General features: G+C 65.6%; 22 protein-coding genes. 9 read left to right on the top strand and 13 right to left on the bottom strand.

Annotated features, from left to right (window positions below):
* Positions 1-500 precede the first annotated feature (500 nt).
* Positions 501-1,700 (bottom strand): tyrosine--tRNA ligase, encoded by a 1,200-nt coding sequence (gene tyrS, locus F3I62_RS04165; protein ID WP_160488407.1) that lies wholly within the window; start codon positions 1,698-1,700, stop codon positions 501-503.
* Positions 1,701-1,879: 179 nt separating this feature from the next.
* On the opposite strand from tyrS, the gene F3I62_RS04160 reads away from it, so the two are divergent.
* Both F3I62_RS04160 and F3I62_RS04155 read left to right on the top strand, forming a co-directional pair.
* On the top strand, positions 1,880-3,283 hold the full coding sequence (locus F3I62_RS04160; protein WP_160488406.1) for a peptidoglycan DD-metalloendopeptidase family protein: 1,404 nt from the start codon (positions 1,880-1,882) through the stop codon (positions 3,281-3,283).
* A gap of 3 nt (positions 3,284-3,286) precedes the next feature.
* A complete protein-coding gene (locus F3I62_RS04155) occupies positions 3,287-4,375 on the top strand; it encodes an anhydro-N-acetylmuramic acid kinase (RefSeq protein ID WP_160488405.1) in 1,089 nt (362 codons plus the stop codon).
* Positions 4,376-4,433: 58 nt separating this feature from the next.
* Here F3I62_RS04155 and erpA read toward each other — a convergent pair whose 3' ends face one another.
* Positions 4,434-4,784: an iron-sulfur cluster insertion protein ErpA gene (gene erpA, locus F3I62_RS04150; protein WP_160488404.1), complete on the bottom strand. Its 351-nt coding sequence runs from the start codon at positions 4,782-4,784 to the stop codon at positions 4,434-4,436.
* Positions 4,785-4,884: 100 nt separating this feature from the next.
* A complete protein-coding gene (argC, locus tag F3I62_RS04145; protein WP_160488403.1) occupies positions 4,885-5,919 on the bottom strand; it encodes an N-acetyl-gamma-glutamyl-phosphate reductase in 1,035 nt (344 codons plus the stop codon).
* 136 nt (positions 5,920-6,055) lie between these two features.
* Here argC and hemJ point away from each other — a divergent pair, with 136 nt between their 5' ends.
* The 4 genes from hemJ (at position 6,056) to F3I62_RS04125 (ending at position 9,352) form a co-directional block, all read left to right on the top strand.
* A complete protein-coding gene (hemJ, locus tag F3I62_RS04140; RefSeq protein WP_160488402.1) occupies positions 6,056-6,481 on the top strand; it encodes a protoporphyrinogen oxidase HemJ in 426 nt (141 codons plus the stop codon).
* Between the two features lie 24 nt (positions 6,482-6,505).
* Positions 6,506-7,468: a nitronate monooxygenase family protein gene (locus F3I62_RS04135; protein WP_160488401.1), complete on the top strand. Its 963-nt coding sequence runs from the start codon at positions 6,506-6,508 to the stop codon at positions 7,466-7,468.
* 87 nt (positions 7,469-7,555) lie between these two features.
* Positions 7,556-8,530, top strand: coding sequence for a DUF805 domain-containing protein (locus F3I62_RS04130; RefSeq protein WP_160488400.1), 975 nt, complete (start codon positions 7,556-7,558; stop codon positions 8,528-8,530).
* Positions 8,531-8,557: 27 nt separating this feature from the next.
* Positions 8,558-9,352: an SDR family oxidoreductase gene (locus tag F3I62_RS04125; RefSeq protein WP_160488399.1), complete on the top strand. Its 795-nt coding sequence runs from the start codon at positions 8,558-8,560 to the stop codon at positions 9,350-9,352.
* 129 nt (positions 9,353-9,481) lie between these two features.
* Here the strand turns inward: F3I62_RS04125 and F3I62_RS04120 are convergent, their stop codons facing one another.
* A complete protein-coding gene (locus tag F3I62_RS04120) occupies positions 9,482-10,963 on the bottom strand; it encodes an AAA family ATPase (RefSeq protein ID WP_160488398.1) in 1,482 nt (493 codons plus the stop codon).
* Between the two features lie 88 nt (positions 10,964-11,051).
* On the opposite strand from F3I62_RS04120, the gene F3I62_RS04115 reads away from it, so the two are divergent.
* Both F3I62_RS04115 and coq7 read left to right on the top strand, forming a co-directional pair.
* Positions 11,052-11,390 (top strand): histidine triad nucleotide-binding protein, encoded by a 339-nt coding sequence (locus tag F3I62_RS04115; protein ID WP_160488397.1) that lies wholly within the window; start codon positions 11,052-11,054, stop codon positions 11,388-11,390.
* Between the two features lie 232 nt (positions 11,391-11,622).
* Entirely contained in the window at positions 11,623-12,270 is a 648-nt protein-coding gene (gene coq7 / locus F3I62_RS04110) for a 2-polyprenyl-3-methyl-6-methoxy-1,4-benzoquinone monooxygenase (RefSeq protein ID WP_160488396.1), read from the top strand.
* Between the two features lie 52 nt (positions 12,271-12,322).
* Here coq7 and speD read toward each other — a convergent pair whose 3' ends face one another.
* Both speD and F3I62_RS04100 read right to left on the bottom strand, forming a co-directional pair.
* A complete protein-coding gene (gene speD, locus F3I62_RS04105; protein ID WP_160488395.1) occupies positions 12,323-13,117 on the bottom strand; it encodes an adenosylmethionine decarboxylase in 795 nt (264 codons plus the stop codon).
* Between the two features lie 217 nt (positions 13,118-13,334).
* Positions 13,335-13,772 (bottom strand): OsmC family protein, encoded by a 438-nt coding sequence (locus F3I62_RS04100; RefSeq protein WP_160488394.1) that lies wholly within the window; start codon positions 13,770-13,772, stop codon positions 13,335-13,337.
* Between the two features lie 241 nt (positions 13,773-14,013).
* Between F3I62_RS04100 and crp the strand changes: the two genes are divergently transcribed.
* Positions 14,014-14,658, top strand: a complete 645-nt coding sequence (crp, locus tag F3I62_RS04095; protein ID WP_160083001.1) for a cAMP-activated global transcriptional regulator CRP — start codon at positions 14,014-14,016, stop codon at positions 14,656-14,658.
* Positions 14,659-14,746: 88 nt separating this feature from the next.
* On the opposite strand, the gene trpC is transcribed toward crp, so the two are convergent.
* The 7 genes from trpC to F3I62_RS04060 all read right to left on the bottom strand — a co-directional run bounded on the left by trpC (position 14,747) and on the right by F3I62_RS04060 (position 21,349).
* Positions 14,747-15,583, bottom strand: coding sequence for an indole-3-glycerol phosphate synthase TrpC (gene trpC / locus F3I62_RS04090; protein WP_160488393.1), 837 nt, complete (start codon positions 15,581-15,583; stop codon positions 14,747-14,749).
* Positions 15,580-16,626, bottom strand: a complete 1,047-nt coding sequence (trpD, locus tag F3I62_RS04085; protein ID WP_160488392.1) for an anthranilate phosphoribosyltransferase — start codon at positions 16,624-16,626, stop codon at positions 15,580-15,582. The genes trpC and trpD overlap by 4 nt, the downstream gene beginning before the upstream one ends.
* Before the next feature lies 1 nt (position 16,627).
* A complete protein-coding gene (locus tag F3I62_RS04080; RefSeq protein ID WP_160488391.1) occupies positions 16,628-17,221 on the bottom strand; it encodes an aminodeoxychorismate/anthranilate synthase component II in 594 nt (197 codons plus the stop codon).
* A gap of 13 nt (positions 17,222-17,234) precedes the next feature.
* On the bottom strand, positions 17,235-18,716 hold the full coding sequence (trpE, locus tag F3I62_RS04075) for an anthranilate synthase component I (RefSeq protein WP_160488390.1): 1,482 nt from the start codon (positions 18,714-18,716) through the stop codon (positions 17,235-17,237).
* 93 nt (positions 18,717-18,809) lie between these two features.
* Positions 18,810-19,601, bottom strand: a complete 792-nt coding sequence (locus F3I62_RS04070) for a phosphoglycolate phosphatase (RefSeq protein WP_178122491.1) — start codon at positions 19,599-19,601, stop codon at positions 18,810-18,812.
* 44 nt (positions 19,602-19,645) lie between these two features.
* On the bottom strand, positions 19,646-20,320 hold the full coding sequence (gene rpe / locus F3I62_RS04065; RefSeq protein WP_160488388.1) for a ribulose-phosphate 3-epimerase: 675 nt from the start codon (positions 20,318-20,320) through the stop codon (positions 19,646-19,648).
* A 201-nt stretch (positions 20,321-20,521) separates the two neighbouring features.
* Positions 20,522-21,349: an ABC transporter permease gene (locus F3I62_RS04060; protein ID WP_160488387.1), complete on the bottom strand. Its 828-nt coding sequence runs from the start codon at positions 21,347-21,349 to the stop codon at positions 20,522-20,524.
* Positions 21,350-21,363: the final 14 nt, after the last annotated feature.

The following is a 21,363-nucleotide window of genomic DNA, read 5'->3' as shown; positions in this document are numbered from 1 at the left end:
ACTCTTTGAATTCACGAAGAGTTACTTGTGTTGCTGATAATCTTGCGACTAACAGTCTTACTCCACAAGCACCCACACGAATTGCTTGATTCAAGTTGTTAAAGAGCGTTTCGATCAAGTCTTTCGTCTCAACCGAGGCCGCGCATTCTACAGCAGCCTTTCTTTCTGTCAACCAGTTTCGAAGAATTTTTCGTTTCTTCTCAACCGCTTGCGCCTCCGATCCGCTTTACGCTTCACATCAGCGGGAGGCGAATTCTACAGCGTTCAAACTCGCTGTCAACCACCTCTTTCTAGCCTCTTCAGCTCTTTCGAACCAAAGCGCCGACAGGACCAAACCACCACCCTGCCACCCCGGCGCATTCTACTCGAATCCACCACTGCCGCAACCTTTACTTTCATATAACTTCTTGTTTATCAAGGAGTTTTCAGATCAGGCTGCGCCGGAAGAGGTGCGCATTATAGGCCCGCAGATTTCGCCGTCAACGCCTTTCTGAAACTTTCTACTCCGCCTTCAGCGATATACGCGCAAACGCCTTCTTGCCAGCCTGACAAACATGCACGGCGCCGAGCTTGAACATGAAGCCGCGCTCCACCACCTCGCCATCCACCTTGACGCCACCCGAACCCAGCAGGTCGCGAGCAACGGCCGCATTCTTCACCAAGCCCGCCTTATTAAGGACGGAAGAGATAGGCATATCCTCGGCAGACAGCAGCTCGATCTCCGGCAGATCTTCCGGGAGCTCGCCATCCTTCATACGGTTGCCCGCAGAGCGATGGGCATTAGCCGCCGCCTCCTCACCATGGAAGCGCGCAACGATCTCCTCGGCCAGCTTGATCTTGATGTCCCGAGGATTGGCACCCGCATCGACATCCGCCTTGAACCGCTCGATCTCCTCCATGGAACGGAAGCTGAGCAGCTCGAAGTAGCGCCACATCAAGGCATCCGGCATCGAGACCAGCTTGTTGTACATCACGCCCGGGGCTTCCTGGATACCTATATAGTTGCCCAGTGACTTGGACATCTTCTTCACGCCATCCAACCCTTCGAGCAGCGGCATGGTCACGACGCACTGCGACTCCTGCCCATAGGCACGCTGCAGCTCGCGCCCCATCAGCAGGTTGAACTTCTGATCGGTACCCCCCAGCTCCACATCGGCGCGCAATGCCACCGAGTCGTAGCCCTGCACCAGCGGATAGAGGAACTCGTGAATGGCGATCGGCTGATTGCTGCTGTAACGCTTGTCGAAATCGTCACGCTCGAGCATCCGCGCCACCGTGTACTGGGACGCCAGACGAATGAAGTCGGACGGTTTGAGCTGGTCGATCCAGGTGGAGTTGAACGCCACCTCGGTTTTCGCCGGATCAAGGATCTTGAACACCTGAGCCTTATAGGTTTCGGCGTTCTCCAGCACCTGTTCACGGGTCAGCGGCGGGCGCGTGGCACTCTTGCCGCTGGGGTCGCCGATCATCCCGGTGAAGTCGCCGATCAGGAAAATCACCTGATGCCCCAGCTCCTGGAACTGACGCAGTTTATTGATCAGTACGGTATGGCCCAGGTGCAGATCCGGCGCGGTTGGATCGAAGCCAGCCTTGATCCGCAGCGGCTGACCGCGCTTGAGCTTCTCTACCAGTTCCGCCTCGACCAGGACTTCTTCCGCACCGCGCTTGATCAGCGCCAGCTGCTCTTCAACCGACTTCATGACAGGACTCGTCGCCACTCAAAAACAAAAGGGAACCAACCATACAAGATCACTGACCAATTACAAGCTCTGCGGCGGGGCATGCCGCTGGGCCGATGCGCACCCTACAGGGTTGCCTATAGAGAAATTTGATTATATTTTAGTCAGTTAATGCATTCTTCCAAGAAACACCCACAGCCATGACGCATTCTGTCCCCAAAGTCCCGCCCTATCCGAGGAGCCACCTGCTGGCAGCCAGCGGCGTAGCGGCGCTACTGAGCCTGGCCTTGCTGGTGTTCCCGTCGCGCGAAGTCGAGGCGAAGAAGACCTATTTGAACCTCGAGTTGGAGAACGGCTCCGAGCAGGTGCTGCAGGAGAAGGACGACCTCCGACAAGCGCTCTCCTCCGGGGAAGGGAGCGCCTCGCCGTTCAGCACCGCCAACCTCACCGAGAAGAACAGCGCCGACACAAGCGCGAAGCAAGAAACCCAACCCGCAGATCCGTTGCAGAAAGCCGTGACCGTCGGCAACGGTGACACCCTGTCCACCGTCTTTGCCCAGGTCGGCCTGAACGCCAACGACCTGCATGAAGCGCTGAGCAGCAGCAAGGACGCCAAGCAGCTGAGCCGCCTGAAGATTGGTCAGGTTCTGGAGTTCAAGCTGACCGGCGACGGCAAGCTGGACAGCGTGCGCAGCAAGCTCAGCGACCTGGAAAGTATTGCCCTGTCGCGCACCGACAAGGGCTACAGCTTCAAGCGCGAGCTGGTCAAGCCGGACATGCGCACCGCCTATTCCCACGGTGTGATCAACAGCTCGCTGTTCCTCTCGGCCAAGCGAGCCGGTCTATCGCACAGCCTGACCATGGACCTGGCCAACGTGTTCGGCTACGACATCGACTTCGCCCTGGATATCCGCGAAGGCGACGAGTTCGAGGTGATCTACGAAGAGCACGTGGTCAACGATAAACAGGTCGGCAATGGCAACATCCTCGCCGCCCGTTTCACCAACCGCGGCAAGACCTACACCGCGGTGCGCTACACCAGCAAGCAGGGCGTAACCAGCTACTACAACGCCGACGGCCAGAGCATGCGCAAGGCCTTCATCCGCACGCCGGTAGACTTCGCCCGCATCAGCTCGCGCTTCTCCATGGGCCGCCGGCATCCGATCCTGAACAAGATCCGCGCCCACAAGGGCGTGGACTACGCCGCCCCGCGCGGCACCCCGATCAAGGCCGCCGGCGATGGCAAGGTCCTGCTGGCCGGACGCAAGGGCGGCTACGGCAATGCCGTGGTGCTCCAGCACGGCAACAGCTTCCGCACCCTCTACGCCCACATGCAGGGCTTCGCCAAGGGCGTGCGCACCGGCGGCAGCGTCAAGCAGGGGCAGATCATCGGCTATATCGGCACCACCGGCCTGTCGACCGGCCCGCACCTGCACTACGAGTTCCAGGTCAACGGTCGCCATGTCGACCCACTGAGCCAGAAGCTGCCAATGGCCGACCCGATCGCGCGCAACGAGAAAGCGCGCTTCATGCAGCTGAGCACGCCGCTGATGGCACGCATGGATCAGGAAAAGAAAACCATCCTGGCCATGAACAAGCGCTAAGCCATGCCGCGCTACCTGGGTGTGATGTCCGGCACCAGCCTCGACGGACTGGACATCGCCCTGATCGAACAGGCCGGCAGCACCCGCCTGCTCGCGACCCACTACATTCCCATGCCGGCGGATCTGCGCGCAGAACTGCTGGCTCTCTGCGCACCGGGCCCGGATGAACTGGCCCGCGCCGCGCTTGCCGAAAACCGCTGGGTCGCCCTGGCGGCCCAGGGCATCGCCAGCCTGCTCGCCAGCGAGCGACTGAGCTCCGCCGACATCCGTGCCATCGGCAGCCACGGCCAGACCGTGCGCCACGAACCGGCCCGCGGCTTTACCGTGCAGATCGGCAACCCGGCCCTGCTCGCCGAGCTGACCGGCATCCCGGTGGTCGGCGACTTCCGCCGCCGCGATGTGGCCGCCGGCGGCCAGGGTGCGCCCCTGGTACCGGCGTTCCATGAAGCCCTGTTCGATGACGGCAGCCGTCGCGCCGTGCTCAATGTCGGCGGCTTCAGCAACCTCAGCCTGCTCAGCCCCGGCCAGCCGGTCCATGGCTTCGACTGCGGCCCCGGCAATGCCCTGATGGACGCCTGGATTCAGCGCCATCGCGGCGCGCACTTCGACCGCGACGGCGCCTGGGCCGGCAGCGGCCAGTGCGACGACAACCTGCTGCAAGCCCTGCTCGGCGACAGCTTCTTCCAGAACCGCGGCCCGAAGAGCACCGGCCGCGAGCTGTTCAACCTGCCCTGGCTGGAGGGCCACCTGGCCGCCCTGCCCGCGATCGACGCCGGCGCCGTGCAGCGCACCCTGCTGGAACTGACCGCCCGCAGCATCGCCGACTCGCTGCGCCAGGCCCAGCCCGACACCGAGGAACTGCTGGTCTGCGGCGGCGGCGCGCACAACGGCACGCTGATGACCCGCCTGCAGGAACTGCTGCCGCAAACGCGCGTAGCCAGCACCTCGAGCAAAGGCGTGCCGCCGGACTGGATCGAGGCCATGGCCTTTGCCTGGCTGGCCCACTGCTGCCTGGAAGGCATCGCCGGCAACCGCCCGAGCGTGACCGGCGCCAAGGGCCTGCGCGTACTCGGCGCCCTGTACCCGGCCTGAAAACCAGCAGGCACAAAAAAGCCGCGCCAAGGCGCGGCTTTTTAATTCTTCAGCGACGTCAGATCGAGAACGACGACCCGCAACCGCAGGTGGTGCTGGCATTCGGATTCTTGATCACGAAGCGCGAGCCTTCCAGACCTTCCTGGTAGTCGACTTCGGCACCGGCCAGGTACTGGAAGCTCATCGAATCGACCACCAGGCTGACGCCCTCGCGCTCGACTATGGTGTCGTCATCGGCCACGTCTTCATCGAAAGTGAAGCCGTACTGGAAGCCCGAACAGCCGCCACCGGTAACAAACACGCGCAGTTTCAGGCGCGGGTTGCCTTCCTCATCGACCAGGCTCTTCACCTTGTTCGCCGCGCCCTGCGTGAACTGCAGCGGGGTGGGTGTGAAGGTTTCGACGCTCATCTTGCTGATCTCCCGGCGCCGGGCGCCATGTTACGTACTGCTGGGGCAGGGATTATCCGCTTACCCCAGCAAAGCGGTCAACTATTCGACCGACCACCGATCACGGCAACAGGGCGGCATGGGCCAGGCCCAGGCGCTCGTCCAGGCCGCAGAGGATGTTCATGTTCTGCAGGGCCTGACCGGAGGCGCCCTTGACCAGGTTGTCGATGACCGACAGCACCACCACCAGCTCGCCGCCCTGCGGCCGATGCACGGCGATGCGGCAGACGTTGGCGCCACGCACGCTGCGGGTTTCCGGATGGCTGCCGGCCGGCATCACGTCGACGAACGGCTCGTTGGCATAACGCTGCTCGAACAGCGCCTGCAGGTCGACGCCGCGATCGGCCACGGTGGCGTACAGGGTGGCGTGGATGCCGCGGATCATCGGCGCCAGGTGCGGCACGAAGGTCAGGCCGACCGGGCCGTTGGCAGCGCGGCGCAGGCCCTGGCTGATCTCCGGCAGGTGACGGTGGCCCTTGACCGCATAGGCCATCATGCTTTCGCTGGTTTCGCAGAGCAGCGAGCCGACCTTGGCTCCGCGCCCGGCGCCGCTGACGCCGGAGGCGCAGTTGGCGATCAGGCGGCTGGTGTCGGCCAGGCCGGCCTCCAGCAGCGGGATCAGGCCCAGCTGGGTGGCCGTCGGGTAGCAGCCGGGGACGGCGATCAGGCGCGCGCCCTTGATCGCCTCGCGATTCACTTCCGGCAGGCCATAGACCGCCTCGGGCAGCAGCTCCGGCGCACCGTGCGGCTGGCCGTACCACTGCGCCCACTCCTCGGCATCCTGCAGACGGAAGTCGGCGGACAGGTCGATCACCCGGGTGCCGGCGGCCAGCAGCTCGCCGGCCAGGGCGTGGGCCACGCCATGCGGGGTGGCGAAGAACACCACGTCGCAGGCGCCCAGGGTGGCCACGTCCGGCATGCTGAACGCCAGGTTGTCATAGTGGCCGCGCAGGTTCGGGTACATGTCGGCAACCTTCACCCCGGTCTCGGAGCGCGAGGTAATCACCGCCACTTCAGCCTGCGGGTGCTGTGCCAGCAGGCGCAGCAGTTCGACCCCGGTGTAGCCCGTGCCGCCAACGATACCGACCTTGACCATCACTCAACCCTCACAGCCAATCCAGAAAGGCTGCCGATGATAAAGCCCGCCGGGGCTGCGGCCAACCTCGAGGGTGACGTAAGGACAAGGCTTTCACTACTATCGACGCTATTCATTCGCTGTCGGGAAGCTTTCGATGCTCTATCTCTGGGTCAAGGCCCTGCACATCATCGCCATGGTCTGCTGGTTCGCCGGGCTGTTCTACCTGCCGCGCCTGTTCGTCTACCACGCCATGAGCGAGGACGAGACCAGCCAGCAGCGCTTCTGCGTGATGGAGCGCAAGCTGTATCGCGGCATCATGAACCCGTCGATGATCGCCACTTTGCTGCTCGGCGGCTGGCTGCTCTACCTCAATCCGACCTGGCTGCAGATGGGCTGGCTGCACGCCAAGCTGCTGCTGGTCGTGGTGCTGATCGGCTACCACCACACCTGCGGCGCCCAGCTCAAGCGCTTTGCCCGCGGCGAGAACGCCCGCAGCCATGTGTTCTATCGTTGGTTCAATGAAGCCCCGGTACTGCTGTTGCTGGGCATCGTCATCCTGGTGGCGGTCAAGCCCTTCTGAGCCCCCATAACAAGAGGAAGTCCCATGTCCCTGCCCGCCCTGCTCGATCAACGCCTGCGCCTGCCGGTGGTTGCCGCGCCGATGTTCCTGGTCTCCACCCCGCCACTGGTTCTGGCCTGTTGCAACAATGGCGTGGTCGGCAGTTTCCCGGCCCTCAACCAGCGCGACAGTGGCGGCTTCAAGGCCTGGCTGGAGGAAATCGCCGCCGGGCTCAACGCCGACGCCGCCCCCTACGCGGTGAACCTGATCGTGCACGGCAGCAACCCGCGCCTGCAGGCCGACCTGGCGATCTGCGTGGAGCATCAGGTGCCGCTGGTGATCACCAGCCTGGGCGCGGTCAAGGAAGTGGTGGATGCGGTGCACAGCTACGGCGGCCTGGTGTTCCATGACGTGACCACCCGCCGCCATGCCGAGAAGGCCGCCGAGGCAGGCGTCGACGGGCTGATCGCGGTGGCCGCCGGCGCCGGCGGGCATGCTGGGACCTGGAGCCCGTTCGCCCTGCTCGCCGAGATCCGCCAGTTCTTCGACAAGACCCTGCTGCTGGCCGGCTGCCTGAACAATGGCCACGAGATCCTCGCCGCCCAGCTGCTCGGCGCCGACCTGGCCTACCTCGGCAGCCGCTTCATCGCCACCCGCGAGAGCAATGCCGACCTGGCCTACAAGCAGATGATCCTGAATGCCCAGGCCGCCGACATCGTGCACACCCCGGCGGTCTCCGGGGTCCCGGCCAGCTTCATGCGCCAGAGCCTGGAGCAGGCCGGCTACGACCTCAAGCGCCTGCAGGACAAGGGCGACATCAATTACGGCGAGAAGCTCAAGCCGATGGACGAGGAAGCCAAGGCCTGGAAGACCGTGTGGTCGGCCGGCCAGGGCGTCGGCGGCATCCGCGACCTGCCCAGCGTGAGCGAACTGATCGCCCGCCTCGACGCGGAATACCGCCGCGCCCATGGCCTGGCCGGGCAACTGGCCCAGCGCTGGCCGCGCTGAGCAGAAAATTGCGCAGCCGGGTGCTTGTCCGCACCCGGCGAAATACTTAGGCTCACGACATTCCAACACGCTGACAGGGACGCACGCATGACCGAAGCCCGCTACAAGATCGTGTTCACCGGCGAACTGATGCCCGAAGCGGCACTGGACACGGTAAAGGACAACCTGGCCCGCCTGTTCAAGAGCGACCGCCACAGGATCGAGGCGCTGTTCAGCGGTGCCGCCGTGGCGCTCAAGCGCGACCTGGCGGAAACCGAGGCCGACAAGTACCTGAACGCCCTGCAGCAGGCCGGTGCGCGCGTGCGCAAGGAACCGGAAGCGAGCACCAGCCTGGGCCTGGTGGACACCGACGACCATCGTCCGGCCGCCAGCGCGGCGGCGCCCAGCAGCGACGGCATGAGCTGCCCCAAGTGCGGCCACGAGCAGGCCAAGGCCAGCGAGTGCACGGCCTGCGGCATCATCATCGACAAGTACCTGGCGCGCCAGGCCCAGCAGGCCGCCAGCGCCAGCCTGGACGCCTCGCCCTACAGCACGCCCAAGGCCCAGGTCGCCGAGCCGCAGCCCGAGTTCGGCGAGCTACGGGTTTTCAGCGTGACGGGACGCATTGGCCGGGTGCGCTACCTGGGCTGGTCGATGGCCATGGCCTTCGCCGCCATGGGCGTGGGCCTGCTGGCCGCGCTGGGCGCCGCCATTTCGCCGGCGATCGGCATCGTCCTGGTTATCGCACTGGCCATCGGCGCCATCGTGGTCGGCGTGCAGATCGGCGTGCAACGCCTGCATGACATCGGCTGGTCCGGCTGGCTGCTGCTGCTGAACCTGGTGCCGGTGGTCGGCGGCGTGTTCTCCCTGATCATGCTGCTCGTGCCGGGCACCACCGATTCCAACCGCTACGGCCCGCCGCCGCCGCCCAACAGCACCGGCGTCAAGCTGCTCGCCTGGTCCTGGCTCGCGGTTTTCCTCCTGGGTATTCTCGCCGCGATCGCCGTTCCGTCCTATCAGGGCTACCTCGATCGAGCGCAAGAGGCGCAACTTGAACAGAGCGCGCCCGAGTATCAGGAATAAGCGGTTAGCCAGCGACCAGGACGGCCCATGCCCAGCTATGCACTGATTACCGGGGCCTCCAGCGGCCTCGGCCTGGCTTTGGCCGAGGCCCTGGCGCGCAAGGGGCGCAACCTGATCCTGGTGGCACGCCAGCGCGAGGCGTTGGAGAGCGTCGCCTGCGAGCTGAGCCAGCGCTTCGGCATCGAGGCGCTGCTGCGGGTCTGCGACCTGAGCGAACCGCTGCGCCTGACCGGCCTGATTCAGGAGCTGGAGCAGGGCGAGCGGCGCATCGACCTGCTGGTGAACAACGCCGGCATCGGCACCGCCGGGCTGTTCGTCGAGCAGGACTGGGGCCGCGAGCAGGAACTGATCGAGCTGAACATCCTGGCCCTGTGCCGGCTGTGCCATGCCATCGGCCAGCACATGGTGCAGCAGGGCGGCGGGCAGATTCTCAACGTCGCCTCGCTGGCGGCATTCCAGCCCGGGCCGCTGATGAGCAACTACTTCGCCAGCAAGGCCTATGTGCTGCATTTTTCCGAAGGCCTGCGCAGCGAGCTGGCACCCCATGGGGTGAAAGTCTCGGTGCTGTGCCCGGGGCCGGTGGCCACGCCGTTCTTTCGCAACAGCCTGCTGCGCAGCGAACCACTGGCCAGGCACAAGCTGCTGGCCGACCCGGAGGAAGTGGCGCTGCTGGCGATCCGCGGCCTGGAGAAGAACCGCGCCATCATCATCCCTGGCTGGCGCAACCGCCTGATCCCACTACTGCTGCGCCTGGCGCCACGCGCCCTGGCGCGCTACCTCACGGCCCGCAGCATCCGCCCGCTGCTGCCGCGCCAGGCCTGACAGCGCGTTCACGCGCGTTCCCAGCCTCGGACGTCTGCGCTGGTCAGCTCTTACGTAGGGTGCGCCGTGCGCACCTGAGGCCAAGCGGTGCTGGCGGTGCGCGCGGCGCACCCTACGCGAGGAGCTGAATTAGCCGGCACTGACCGTACGCCCGGCGGCCCAGGCGCGCAGGGCGGCCAGATCCTCGGCCATCACCACCGACAGCGGCGCCGTGGCCTGGATAGTGTGCAGCAGCAGGGCCTGGTCCACCGCTTGCTGGCGGGCCTGCGCCGCGTACAGGGCACTGACCACCACCTGCTCGATCTCCGCGCCGGAAAAGCCGGCGCAGGTCGCCGCCAGTTCGGCCAGGTCGAACTGCTGCGGGTCCAGCTCGCGGCGGCGCAGGTGGATGGCGAAGATGTCCGCGCGCACCAGCGCATCCGGCAGGTCGACGAAGAACAGCTCGTCGAACCGGCCCTTGCGCACCAGCTCCGGCGGCAGGCGGTGAATGGCGTTGGCGGTGGCGACCATGAACACCGGCGCCTTGCGCTCGGCCATCCAGGTCAGCAGGGTGCCGAGCACGCGCTGGCCGACGCCTTCGTCATGGTCGCCGGCGGACAGGCCCTTCTCCAGCTCATCCATCCACAGCACGCAGGGCGCCATCTGCTCGGCCAGCTTGAGCGCCTCGCGCAGGTTGCGCTCGGTCTCGCCGAAGAACTTGTTGTACAGGCTGGCGAAGTCCAGACGCAGCAGCGGCAGGCCCCACAGGCCGGCCACCGCCTTGGCCGCCAGGCTCTTGCCGCCGCCCTGCACGCCGACCAGCAGCAGGCCCTTGGGCATGTCCGCGGCCTTGCCGGCGAGGAAGCTGTCCTGGCGCTCGCCCAGCCAGCGCTTGAGATTGCCCAGGCCGCCGACTTCGGCGAACTGCGCGGTGTCGTATTCGAAGCTGAGCACGCCCTCCAGGTCGAGCAGCTGGAACTTGGTCTTGTTCAGCTCCGGCAGGTCTTCCTGGGTGATCGCGCCATCGTCGCAGATCACGTTGCGCGCCAGTGCCCGCGCTTCGGCGTGGCTCATGCCGCGCAGGTTCTTCACCACCTGCTGCAGGGTACGGTTGTCGGTGCGTACCCGCGCGCCGCGGTTGAGTTCGCTCCAACGCGTCGCCTCGTCGCGGACGATGGCCAGCAGCTCCTCCTCGCTGGGCAGCGCCAGGCTGAAGCGTGCGGCATAGCGCTGCACTTCCGCGGGCAGCTTGAGGGCATGCGAAACCAGCACCAGGGTCGGCTTGTGCCCGGCCTCGTTCATCGCGATTTCCTTGAGCAGGCGCACCAGTTTGGGGTTGTCGGCGAGGAACGGATGCAGGTCGCACAGCACGTACAGGTTGGGCTGCGGGTCGTGCTTGATCAGGCTGAGCGCCGCCTCGGCCTCGAAGCTCTCGCCGACGCCGGCCGGCTCGCCACCGAAACCCAGGCGCTGCAGGCCCTCGGTCACCGACCAGGTGAACAGGCCGAGGCCGCGCTTGACCGCCAGACCGGTCAGGGTCTCCAGCACGCGCTTCTCGTCCCAGGACTCGATCACCACCAGCTTGACCCTGGAGTCGAGCACCAGGCCCAGATCATGAATATCGTTCTTCACCGCCACTCCTTGTGCGCCCCGCCGGCTGGCCGGGGCCGATACGCGCCATTACACTCACAGGATACCGAAAGCGCCTGGAGGAATACCCGTGGACTGTCTGTTCTGCAAGATCGTCGCCGGGGAAATTCCCGCGCGCAAGATTTACGAAGACGACCAGGTGTTCGCCTTCCACGACATCGGCCCGCAGGCGCCGGTGCATTTCCTGGTGATCCCCAAGCGCCACATCGCCACCCTGGGCGACCTCAGCGAAGACGACCGCCCCCTGCTCGGGCATGTCGTCTACACCGCCCAGCGCCTGGCCCGGGAGCTCGGCTGCGCCGAGGGTTTCCGCGTGGCGATGAACTGCAACGAACAGGGCGGGCAGACCGTCTACCACATCCACATGCACGTGCTCGGCCAGCGCCAGATGCACTGGCCGCCCGGCTGAGCGCCTGCTCACGATCTCCTGTAGGGGCGCCGTGCGCACCGCAAACCACGCGTGGGCCTCGGGTGCGCGCGGCGCCCCTAGGCAGAACCGCCAGCCCTGGCAGTGAAAGCTGATCCTGGCTGGAAAAGCTCATATACACCCTCGCTGCCCGTCCTGCGGCCTCTTGTCGCCGGTCATTTTTCTGCCCGGGGGTTCAGGTAAACTGCCCGGTATGCTTTCCGTGGAGACGACCATGACCAGCGAACGCCAGTTTTCCCCCGTCGACCGCCTGCTGATGCAGGCCGATGCCGCCATGCGCACCCTGCTGCCGTTCAGCGGCGCGCCGGCGCGCCCGTCGCCGGCCATCGTGCAGAACGAGGCGGCGCTGAGCGCTGACGATGCCCGCCATGTGGCCGGACTGATGCGCATCAACCACACCGGCGAGGTCTGCGCCCAGGCGCTGTACCAGGGTCAGGCGCTGACCGCCAAGCTGCCGCAGGTGCGCAAGGCCATGGAGCATGCCGCCGACGAGGAAATCGATCACCTGGCCTGGTGCGAGCAGCGCATCCGCGAACTGGGCAGCCACCCGAGCGTGCTCAACCCGCTGTTCTATGGCCTGTCCTTCGGCGTCGGCGCGGTTGCCGGGCTGATCAGCGACCGGGTCAGCCTGGGCTTCGTCGCCGCCACCGAGGATCAGGTGGTCAAGCACCTGGACGAACACCTGGAGCAGATTCCCCACGACGACGCCAAGACCCGCGCCATCCTCGAACAGATGCGCGAGGACGAGGAACACCACGCCACCAGCGCCCTCGAGGCCGGCGGCCTGCGCTTCCCGGCGCCGGTCAAGCTGGGCATGAGCCTGCTGTCCAAGGTGATGACCAAGAGCACCTACCGCATTTAATCGCGGACATGAAAAAGGGCGCCGCTGGGCGCCCTTTTTCGTTGCGGGACAATCAGCGCGGCATGTTGCGCGCGTAGAAGATCTCCAGCATTTCATGGCGCACGCGCGCCTCGATCTGCTGGCGCTGCTCGGCGGTCAGGTTGCTGGCCGCATCGCCGAACAGGTAGTTGTCCAGCTCGAAGTCCTTGAGCAGCATCTTGGTGTGGAACAGGTTCTCCTGGTACACGTTGACGTCCGTCATCTGGTAGGCGTCCCGGGTGTCCTCGGAGAGGTAGTTCTGGATCGAGTTGATCTCGTGGTCGATGAAGTGCTTCTTGCCTTCCACGTCGCGGGTGAAGCCGCGCACCCGGTAGTCGACGGTGACGATGTCCGAGTCGAACTGGTGGATCAGGTAGTTGAGCGCCTTCAGCGGCGAGATCACCCCGCAGGTGGACACGTCGATATCCACGCGGAACGTCGCGATGCCCTCGACCGGATGGATTTCCGGGTAGGTGTGTACGGTGATGTGGCTCTTGTCCAGGTGCGCCAGGATGGTCTCCGGCAGCGGCCCGGGCGACTCCTCGATCTGGCTGTCGGTCGGGGTGACCGGCTGCTCGGAGATCAGGATGGTCACGCTGGCGCCTTGCGGGTCGTAGTCCTGACGGGCGATGTTCAGGATATTGGCGCCGATGATGTCGACAACATCGGTGAGGATCTGCGTCAGGCGCTCGGCGTCGTACTCGGTGTTGATGTACTGGACGTAGGCCTGCTGGTCTTCCGGCGTTTCCGCGTAGCAGATGTCATAGATGTTGAAGCTCAAGGTCTTCGTCAGGTTGTTGAACCCGTGGAGCTTGAGTTTGCTTTTCACCGTTGAAAACTCTCTGTGTGGATGCGGCTCTGCCGCGTGATCGAGCATGCCCGTCAACTGCGAACGACGCAGCTGCGTAGGACGGTTAACACCTCTTCGCGATGGCGATTGTGGGTATGTGCTGCGGGGCGCCGGGGCGGCCCCGAAAAAGGCGCGCATTATGCAGAGCGGCGGCCCCGACTGCCAGAGTCTAGGCCGCCTTTGTGATGCGCGGGTGTCAGGCCGAAACGGTTGCGCCCAGTTCGACGATTTCGTAGTCATGGCTGATCTCGACGCCGGCGCGGCCGAGCATGATCGAGGCCGAGCAGTACTTCTCCGCCGACAGCTCCACCGCGCGCTTGACCTGAGCCTCTTTCAGGCCACGGCCCTTGACCACGAAGTGCAGGTGAATCTTGGTGAACACCTTGGGATCCTCGTCGGCGCGCTCGGCCTCGAGGAAGGCCTCGCAGCTCTCCACCGGCTGGCGCGACTTCTTGAGGATGCTGACCACGTCGAAGTTGCTGCAGCCACCCAGGCCGAGCAGCACCATCTCCATGGGCCGCACGCCGAGGTTGCGACCGCCAGCCTCCGGCGGGCCGTCCATCACCACCACGTGACCGCTGCCCGATTCGCCGAGGAACATCGCCTCGCCGGCCCATTGAATGCGCGCTTTCATCGCCTGGATTCTCCACTGCCCGAAAAAAGGCGCCCAGCTTATCACAGCGCTCTACCGCGCCAGCTCCAGGCGGGGCGAGGCAGTTTAGCGGCAGGCAGTGTTAGCTACGTCGCAAATCGGCTTGCTGCACCTATCCGGTCTGTTAAGCTGGCGGCGGATAACTGGCACACTTGTTCAGATAACTAATAAAAAAATCGCCTGTTGGACAAAGGCTTACTCTTTTTTTCTTCGGGACTCGGGCATGGTAGCTATTACCCTTACACCTAAAATCAAGAACCTCGACAAACTCCTCGCACATTGCCATCGCCGCCGCTACACCGCCAAAAGCACCATCATCTATGCAGGTGATCGCTGCGAAACCCTGTTCTTCATCGTCAAGGGTTCGGTCACCATCCTGATCGAAGACGACGATGGCCGGGAAATGATCATCGCCTATCTCAACTCCGGCGACTTCTTCGGCGAAATGGGCCTGTTCGAGAAGGACGGCAGCGAGAAGGAGCGCAGCGCCTGGGTGCGCGCCAAGACCGAATGCGAAGTGGCGGAGCTGAGCTACGCCAAGTTCCGCGAGCTGACCCAGCAGGACCCGGAAATCCTCTACACCCTCGGCAGCCAGATGGCCGACCGCCTGCGCAACACCACGCGCAAGGTCGGCGACCTGGCCTTCCTCGACGTCACCGGCCGCGTGGCCCGCACCCTGCTCGACCTGTGCAAGCAGCCGGACGCCATGACCCACCCGGATGGCATGCAAATCAAGATCACCCGCCAGGAAATCGGCCGCATCGTCGGCTGCTCCCGCGAGATGGTCGGCCGCGTGCTCAAGTCCCTGGAAGAACAGGGCCTGGTGCATGTGAAAGGCAAGACCATGGTGGTCTTCGGCACCCGCTGATCGGGACGGCTGCGCGTCGGCCAAGTCCCGACAAATGAAAAAGCCCGCCAATCGGCGGGCTTTTTTGTGGACTGTGTAGGGCGGGCGATCAGTCCGGGTCGGCGCCCAGCACCAGCCGGCCCTTCTCCGGGAAGAACAGGCGGCGCAGCTCGCTGCCCGGCTCCTCGGCACGCATGAAGGCTTCGCCGACCAGGAAGGCATACACCTCGTTGATTTCCATCAGCTCGACATCGGCGCGATTGAGGATGCCGCTCTCGGTGATCACCAGGCGATCGCGCGGCACGCGCGGCAGCAGGTCGAGGGTGGTTTCCAGGTTCACTTCGAAGCTGTGCAGGCTGCGGTTGTTGATGCCCACCAGCGGCGTGTCCAGAGTGTTCAGCGCGCGCTCCAGCTCATCGCCGTCGTGCACCTCGACCAGCACGTCGAGGCCGACATCCTTGGCCACGCTGGCCAGTTCGGCCATGCGCGCGTCGTCCAGGGCGGAAACGATCAGCAGCACGCAGTCGGCGCCGAGGGCGCGGGCTTCGACGATCTGGTAGGGATCGATCATGAAGTCCTTGCGGATCACCGGCAGGCTGCAGGCGGCGCGCGCCTGCTGCAGGTATTCGTCGGCGCCCTGGAAGAAGTCGATATCGGTGAGTACCGACAGGCAGGTCGCGCCGCCGGCCTCATAGCTGCGGGCGATCTGCGCCGGGTCGAAGTTCTCGCGCAGCACGCCCTTGCTCGGCGAGGCCTTCTTCACCTCGGCGATCACCGCCGCTTCCTTACGCGCCGCCTGCTCCAGCAGCGCACGGGCGAAGCCGCGCGGCGCATCGGCAACCCGCGCCGCCGCCTCGACCTCGGCAAAACCGACGCGCGCACGACGCTCCGCCACTTCCTCGGCCTTGCGGGCGAGGATCTTCTCCAGCACGGTGGGGATGCTCACGCTTCGTTCTCCTGCTTGAACACGGCGGTGAAGGACACCAGCTCGTCGAGTTTTTCCCAGGCCAGGCCGGTGTGCAAGGCGTCCTGCGCCAGCTGCACGCCTTCGCGGAAGCTGGTCGCATGGTCGGCGGCATACAGCGCGGCGCCGGCGTTGAGCACGATCATGTCGGCGGCCTTCAGGCCGTTGTCGGTCTTGCGCTTGCCCAGTGCGTCGCGGATCAGCGCCAGGGAGTCCTGCGCGCCGTTCACGGTCAGGCCGATCAGGCTCTGGCTGCGGATGCCGAAGTCTTCCGGCTGCACGCGGTACTCGCTGATCACGCCGTCCTTCAGTTCGGCGACATGGGTCGGCGCGGCCAGGCTGACCTCATCCAGGCCGTCCTGGGCATGCACCACCAGCACATGCTCGCTGCCCAGACGCTGCAGCACTTCGGCCAGCGGCCGGCACAGGGCCTGGCTGAACACGCCGAGCACCTGGTGCTTGACCCCCGCCGGGTTGGTCATGGGCCCCAGCATGTTGAAGAGGGTGCGCAGGCCCAGCTCACGACGCGGGCCGATGGCATGCTTCATCGCGCCGTGATGGGCCGGGGCGAACATGAAGCCCACCCCCACGGACTCGACGCAGCGCGCCACCTGCTCGGGCGTGAGGTTGAGGTAGACCCCGGCCGCCTCCAGCAGGTCGGCGCTGCCGCTCTTGCCGGATACCGCACGGTTGCCGTGCTTGGCTACCCGCCCGCCTGCCGCGGCGACCACGAAGGCGGCGGCGGTGGAGACGTTGAAGATGTTCATGCCGTCGCCGCCGGTGCCGCAGGTGTCGACCAGGCGTTCGGCGTTGATCCGCACCGGCGCGGCCAGCTCGCGCATGACGGTGGCGGCACCGACTATTTCGTCGATGGTCTCGCTCTTCATGCGCATGCCCATGAGGAACGCGCCGATCTGCGCGTCGGTGCACTGGCCGGTCATGATCTCGCGCATCACGTCCTGCATCTCGGCCGTGTTCAGGTCGAGCTGGTTGACCACCCGGTTGAGGGCTTCCTTGATGTCCATGTCAGCGCACCCCGCCGCTCTGCTTGAGGAAATTGGCGAACAGTTCGTGGCCCTGTTCGGTGAGGATGGATTCCGGGTGGAACTGCACGCCCTCGATGTTCAGGGTCTTGTGGCGCAGGCCCATGATCTCGTCCACCGAGCCGTCTTCGCGCTGGGTCCAGGCGGTGACTTCCAGGCACTCCGGCAGGGTTTCGCGCTTGACCACCAGGGAATGATAGCGGGTCACGGTCAGCGGCTGGTTGAGGCCGGCGAACACGCCCTTGTCCTCGTGGAACACCGGGCTGGTCTTGCCATGCATCACCTGGCGCGCGCGCACCACATCGCCGCCGAAGGCCTGGCCGATGCTCTGGTGGCCCAGGCACACGCCGAGGATCGGCAGCTTGCCGGCGAAGTGCAGGATGGCCGCGATGGACACCCCGGCCTCGGTCGGCGTGCACGGGCCGGGCGAGACCACGATGCGCTCGGGCTGCAGCGCCTCGATCTCGGCGATGGAGAGCTCGTCGTTGCGGATCACATGGACATCGGCACCCAGTTCGCCCAGGTACTGCACCACGTTGTAGGTAAAGGAGTCGTAGTTGTCGATCATCAGCAGCATGTTGGAGGCTCCCTTACTTTACGGACTGTTCGGCGAGGCTGACCGCGCGGAACATGGCGCGACGCTTGTTCAGGGTTTCTTCCCACTCCAGGGCCGGCTGCGAGTCGGCGACGATGCCGGCACCGGCCTGCACGTGCAGTTCGCCGTCCTTGATCACCGCGGTACGAATGGCAATCGCGGTGTCCATGTTGCCGTTCCATGCCAGGTAGCCCACGGCACCGCCGTAGACCCCGCGCTTGACCGGCTCCAGCTCGTCGATGATCTCCATGGCACGCACCTTCGGCGCACCGCTGAGGGTGCCGGCCGGCAGGATGGCGCGCAGGGCGTCCATGGCCGACAGGCCTTCCTTGAGCTGGCCGGTGACGTTGGAGACGATGTGCATGACGTTGGAATAGCGCTCGATCACCATCTGCTCGGTGACCTTCACCGAACCGGTGCTGGCGACGCGGCCGACATCGTTGCGCCCCAGGTCGATCAGCATCAGGTGCTCGGCGAGCTCCTTGGCGTCGGACAGCAGGTCCTTCTCCAGCTCCAGATCGGCCTCTTCGCTGGCGCCACGCGGGCGGGTGCCAGCGATCGGTCGCACCGTGACCAGGTTGTCCTCGACCCGCACCAGCACTTCCGGCGAGCTGCCGACCACATGGAAGTCGCCGAAGTTGAAGAAGTACATGTAGGGCGTCGGGTTGATGCAGCGCAGCGCGCGGTACAGGTCGATCGGCGCGGCCCGGAACGGGATCGACATGCGCTGGGAAATCACCACCTGCATGCAGTCGCCGGCCAGGATGTATTCCTTGATCGCCAGCACCGCGGCTTCGTAGTCGTCGCGCTTGAAGCTGGAGACGAAGTCCGGCTCGGCGCCGGCCGGCGCGGCCAGGTCGACGCCCAGGCGCGGGGCGATCGGCTGGCGCAGCTTGTCCAGCAACTGCGCCAGGCGCGCCTGGCCTTGTTCGTAGGCATCGGCCTGGCTGGGGTCGGCGAGGACGATGGCGTGCATCTTGCCGGCCAGGTTGTCGAATACCACCACCGCGTCGGAGACCATCAGCAGGATATCCGGGGTGCCCAGCGGGTCCGGATTGAGGCTGGCGCCGAGCTTGGTCTCGACGTAGCGCACGCTGTCGTAGCCGAAGTAGCCGACCAGGCCGCCGTTGAAACGCGGCAGGCCGGCCAGGGTCGGCACCTTGTAGCGCGCCTTGAACTGCTCGACGAAGTCCAGCGGGTCGGCGCAGTCGTCATGCCGCTCCACCTCGACGCCATCGACGCTGACGCTGACCCGGTGGCCGTGGGCGCGCAGCACGGTACGCGCCTGCAGGCCGATGATGGAGAAGCGCCCCCACTTCTCGCCGCCCTGCACGGATTCCAGCAGGTAGGTGTTGGCCGCGTCGGCCAGCTTCAGGTAGATCGACAGCGGGGTGTCGAAGTCGGCCAGGGTTTCGAAGGCAAGCGGGATGCGGTTGTAGCCGTCGGCGGCCAAACGCAGGAATTCGTCGCGGGTCATGATGGAGTCAGCCTTGTGGCCGGAAGCCCGATGGCCTCCGGGAATCAAACAGTAGGGGTACGCAACACGCGCCGGCAAGCCGGCCACACTCGATCAGGCGCGCCAGCGCCAACGGGCCAGGGCCTTGAGGATCTTCATGTTGGCTCGGCTGAGCCAGTGTTTGCGGGGAGCCACCACGGTGCGATCTCTTGGCTGCGGGTGTGCGGAAGGATTAGCCGACATTAGCTTAGCGTCCGCCGCGAAGCAACCGTCGGGCAGCAGCTGGCGCAGATCGTCGAGCACCGCCGCCGGGCCTTCCTCGGCAATCGGCCGGCCGTGGTTGTAGCCATAGCTCAGCGCCACGCAGGGCACGCCGGCAGCCTGGGCCGCCAGCACGTCGTTGCGCGAGTCGCCGATAAACAGCGCCTCGTGCGCACCGATGCCGGCCAGGCGCAGCACATGCAGCAGCGCCGCCGGGTCCGGCTTCTGCTGCGGCAGGGTGTCGCCTCCGATGATCCAGCGGAAGTAGCGGCCCAGTTTCATCTCGTCCAGCAGCGGGGCGACGAAGCGCTCCGGCTTGTTGGTGATCAGCGCCAGTTCCACGCCCTGTTTCTTCAGCCACTTGAGGCTGGCGGTGACGCCCGGGTAGACCCGGCTCAGGCTGTGGCAGTCGGCATAGGCCTGGTTGAACAGTTCCAGCGCCTGCTCGGTCTCGGCCTCGCCGACGCCGGCATGCTCGATATCGCCGGCCAGGGCGCGGCGCACCAGCACCCGCGCGCCATTACCGACCCAGTCGCGCACCCGCTCGATGCCCGCGGCCGGGCGCCCGAGCTGCACCAGCATGCGATCGACGGCGGCGGCCAGGTCCGGCACCGAGTCGACCAGGGTGCCGTCCAGGTCGAACATCACCAGGCGCGGCAGCTGGCCGCCGAACAGCCCGTGGAGGAGAGTCACCCACGCACCTGGGCCAGTTCGGCACGCATGGCGTCGATCACGGTCTTGTAGTCCGGCTGGTTGAAGATCGCCGAGCCGGCGACGAAGGTGTCGGCACCCGCCGCGGCGATGGCGCCAATGTTCTGCACGTTGACCCCGCCATCGATCTCCAGGCGGATTTCACGGCCGCTGGCGTCGATCAGCGCACGCGCTTCTTTCAGCTTGTCCAGGGTGCCGGGAATGAACTTCTGCCCGCCGAAGCCGGGGTTGACGCTCATCAGCAGGATCATGTCGACCTTGTCCATCACGTACTTGAGCACGTCCAGCGGAGTGGCCGGGTTGAACACCAGGCCGGCCTTGCAGCCGCCGTCCTTGATCAGCTGCAGCGAGCGGTCGATGTGTTCGCTGGCTTCCGGGTGGAAGGTGATGTAGCTGGCGCCGGCCTCGATGAAGTCGCCGATGATGCGGTCGACCGGCTTGACCATCAGGTGCGCGTCGATCGGCGCGGTGATGCCGTACTTGCGCAGCGCCGCACAGACCATCGGGCCGATGGTCAGGTTGGGCACGTAGTGGTTGTCCATCACGTCGAAGTGGACGATGTCGGCGCCGGCGGCGAGGACCTTGTCGACTTCCTCGCCCAGGCGGGCGAAATCGGCGGAGAGAATCGACGGGGCGATGGCGAAGGATTGCATGGCGGCCTCAGGGCGGAATCACGGTGGCGCGATTGTAGCCTGAGTCGCCGGCCGAGGCAGTTGTCGTATGTCAGGCCGTGGCTGCGACCTTGGTCGCAGCGCGTAGGTCGGGTTGAGCGCAGCGAAGCCCAGCAGGCGAGCCAGCAGGCAACTCCGCCGCTGGGCTGCGGGCACTACGCGCCTCAGCCCAACCTACGTCACTCAGCCCGGGTTGGCGGTACGCATCTTCTCGCTGCGCCCGCGCAGCCATTCCAGGGTCAGCAGCATGACGATGGAGAAGCCGATCAGCAGGGTGGCCGCGGCGGCGATGGTCGGCGACAGGTTCTCGCGGATGCCGCTGAACATCTGCCGCGGCAGGGTGGCCTGCTCCGGGCCGGCGAGGAACAGGGTCACCACCACTTCGTCGAACGAGGTGGCGAAGGCGAACAGCGCGCCGGAAATCACCCCAGGGGCGATCAGCGGCAGGGTCACCCGGCGGAACGTCGTCAGCGGCGAGGCGCCCAGGCTGGCCGCGGCGCGCACCAGGTTGTAGTTGAAGCCCTGCAGGGTGGCCGACACGGTGATGATGACGAACGGCACACCGAGCACCGCGTGCACCAGGATCAGCCCCAGGTAGCTGTTGCCGAAGCCCATCGGGGCGAAGAACAGATAGCTGGCCACCCCGACTATGACCACCGGCGCCACCATCGGCGAAATCACCAGGCTCATCACCAGGGCCTTGCCGCGGAACTCGCCACGGGTCAGGCCGATCGACGCCAGGGTGCCGAAGACCATGGCCAGCACGGTGGCCGCCGGGGCGACGATCATGCTGTTGGTCAGCGAGCGCATCCACTCGGCCGAGCCGAAGAAGTCGGCGTACCAGCGCAGGGAGAAGCCCTGCAGCGGGTAGACCAGGAAGCTGCCGGAGTTGAACGACAGCGGAATGATCACCAGCACCGGCAGGATCAGGAACAGCAGCACCAGCGCGCACAGGCTGCGGTGGGCCCAGAACCAGGCGCGTTCGATCGGCGATTTGTAGGGACTCAGCATCTCGATGTTCTCCT

Source organism: Pseudomonas sp. R-28-1W-6 (assembly GCF_009799925.1).
In the GTDB taxonomy this organism is placed as follows: Bacteria; Pseudomonadota; Gammaproteobacteria; order Pseudomonadales; family Pseudomonadaceae; genus Aquipseudomonas.
The sequence above is the reverse complement of the archived record's forward strand: the minus strand, read 5'-3'. Positions and strand labels throughout refer to the sequence as shown.